This window comes from Candidatus Thermoplasmatota archaeon, assembly GCA_018814355.1.
Lineage (GTDB): Archaea > Thermoplasmatota > Thermoplasmata > UBA10834 > UBA10834 > COMBO-56-21.
On sequence record JAHIZT010000057.1, the window covers coordinates 1 to 2712 of the forward strand.

Genomic DNA, 2712 nt, shown 5'->3' on the forward strand with positions numbered 1-2712 from the left:
CCGGGGTCCAATCCTTGACTGTGATGTTAGGCCTCTAGGACCTGAGATAGCATGGCCTCTCAGGTATTCCTAGTTTCGCCCCTCGACGGGGGCAAAGGACCTCTTCTACATACCATCCCTATGGTCTTTTCCTCTCACAGGCCGTGTGTGGACCGACCATTCAGGGTCTCGCATGGGCTCCTCTTGGGAGGTACCGAGAGAAGGAAGGGCGAAGCCCGAGCGTCCCGCCATCAGAGGACGGAATGCTCAAGAGACCACGACATCCGTGAACCGAAAGCCCTCGACATCGAACAGTCCCTTGTCGCCCAGCTTGAGCTTCGGTACGACCAGTAGGCTGAGGAACGACATGGTCATGAACGGACCCTCAAGAGTGCAGCCAAGCGCCCGGACCCTCTCAAGCAGTCCATCGAGCACGCGTTTGACCTCGCTCGCGGGCTTTGTGCACATCAAGCCAGCCACCCGCAGGTTCAGTGTCGAGCACCTTCCTTCGGAACAGATGCAGTACCCACCCCCCTCCTGGATGAGCGTGTTCACGGCAACCGCCATGTCTTCCGAGTTCGCTCCCACAGCGATGATGTTGTGCGAGTCATGGGCGACGCTCGAGGCGATCGCCCCGCCTCTCAGGCCGAACCCTTTGACGAAGGCGCTGCTGACGGGCGCGTCACGGTACCGGTTCACAACGGACACCCGCAGGATGTCCTTCTCGAAGTCAGGCATCACTTTGCCGTTCTCGACTCGGAGCTCCGACACGAGGCTGTCGGTGATGATCTCGTCCTTGATGAGGCCGATCACCCTTGCATTCACCGACCGGCCAGTCGCCACGACCTCGAAGTCCGAAGGCACCTTTCGCTGGAGCGGGAGCAGGTTGACCATCTCTTTTGGCCTGACATCAAACAGGGGCACTCCCCCGCGGGCGACCAGTCTCCCGCCCACATACACCTCCTCTACATCGAACGACTCGAGGTCCCTCACTTTGACCAAGTCAGCCTTCTTCCCCGGCTCGATCGCTCCCAGGGGAAGGTTGTAGTGAAGAGCAGGATTGAGCGTCGCCGCCCTGAGCGCATGCATAGGCTCGATTCCCAGCGCGACCGCCTGGGCCAGGGACCTGTTCAGGTGGCCTTGGATCAGCTCGGACACGCTCACGTCGTCCGACACCAGGAGGAACTCGTGGTCCTTCGCGAAGGGCGTGAGGGCCTCAAGGTCCTTCGACGCGCTTCCCTGCCTGACCATTATCACCATTCCCAGTGAGGCCTTCTCGCTCGCTTCCTGGGATGAAGTGCACTCGTGATCGGTCGAGATACCTAGACTCACGTACTTCTCGAGTTCAGCCCCGCTGATGAGAGGGGCATGGCCATCGATAGGCTTGTGCAGCCTTCTTGCGACCTCGATCCGTGCCATCACGTCCGGGTCGCGGCCTATCGCGCCTGGATAGTCCGTCAGCTCTCCGAGGGCAACGAAGTCGTCTCGGGCGAGCAGCAACTCTATGTCGGCTGGCCCGAAGGTGGCCCCCGAGGTCTCGAGGCGGGTTGTGGGCACGCAAGAGGGAGCGGTGAAGTAGACGCGCAGGGGGGTTGTGCGTGAGTCCCTTCTCATGTATTCGATGCCGGCAAGACCCAGCACGTTCGCGATCTCGTGAGGAGACGCCACGACGGCCGTGGTCCCGTGAGGAACGACGACCTCAGCGAACCTCGACGGGCACAGAAGCGACGACTCGATATGTATGTGCGAATCGATAAGCCCAGGGATCAGGTATCCGTCGAACTGGCCCTCTGTTTCCTCGACCCCGGTTATGACTCCGTCTTTCTCGGATATTCTTGCTGGGAACACCCTCCTATTGCGGACATCTACCAAGTTCCCTACGATCAACGCTCACACGGCGATTCTGTATGGAGTTCCGGCGAATTAACGATTATCTTCCTAGTCGGATTCAAGGAGGGGAGTCGTAGCAGGCCCCGTTCCTCAAAAAGCCAATAGAAACGAAAGGCGATAGGGGTCGGAGGTGGCGAAGTAAATGTCGAGTTCTTCCATTGTCATCAAGGAGCTGGAGAAGAAAGACCGCGAGAGAGCGACTAAGTTCGTGAGGAGGATGATGAGATGGACCATGAAGACCTATGGGAAAGGGGGCTACTCGAGGGAATCGCTCGACCACCACATATCAACTGCAATACGAACACTTGACCTGGCAATCAAGGATCCGAACCATTACTGCATACTTGCGATCAAGGACGGAGAGATAATTGGAATGGCCCTCGGACAAGTGCTCGGCGGTGTTGGGCGGATAGACTGGATGGCTGTCGCCCCCGAGCGCCATCGCCAGGGAGTCGGCAAGAAATTCATGGCGGCAATGTCCTCATCTCTCCCTCTACCTACCTGTGATGAACGCATACAATTTCCTCAGCGTCCCTGATCGTCACGCAGGCGCACATCATGTCGTTTCCATGCGCGAGCGGAGCGCTCATTCGTCGTACCTGGTCGACTTCCCCCTCTTACGCTCGCTCAGCTTCTTCCCTCGCTTCCGGGAGATGCGCTTCTCCAGAGTGTCGAGCGCGGAATCGACCGCGGCGTAAAGGCTCCATCCAGTGGACTTCGCGAAGTGCATCCGCTTCTCGGTCGTCAACCTGGCGGATATGCCGTACTTCGTGAGGCCCCCGCTCTTGTGGTAGGCGGACGCGTGCATCGTGAGCGTCTTCGGGTCCTCCGCCCGACTGACTC

Annotated in this window: 3 protein-coding genes; 1 reads left to right on the forward strand and 2 read right to left on the reverse strand. The window is 59.2% G+C overall.

The features are described 5' to 3' along the window. Positions 1-246: 246 nt before the first annotated feature. Entirely contained in the window at positions 247-1866 is a 1620-nt protein-coding gene (gene ade / locus KJ653_04285) for an adenine deaminase (GenBank protein ID MBU0685051.1), read from the reverse strand. Between the two features lie 145 nt (positions 1867-2011). On the opposite strand from ade, the gene KJ653_04290 reads away from it, so the two are divergent. Further along, complete coding sequence (locus KJ653_04290; protein MBU0685052.1) at positions 2012-2407, forward strand: GNAT family N-acetyltransferase; 396 nt, start codon at positions 2012-2014, stop codon at positions 2405-2407. Positions 2408-2455: 48 nt separating this feature from the next. On the opposite strand, the gene KJ653_04295 is transcribed toward KJ653_04290, so the two are convergent. Then, the coding region (locus tag KJ653_04295) for an HPF/RaiA family ribosome-associated protein (protein ID MBU0685053.1) at positions 2456-2712 on the reverse strand (257 nt) is incomplete at its 5' end.

Coding starts and splice junctions, on each gene's coding strand:
- KJ653_04290 (MBU0685052.1), top strand. CDS start 2,012: ATGTCGAGTTCTTCCATTGTCATCAAGGAGCTGGAGAAGAAAGACCGC.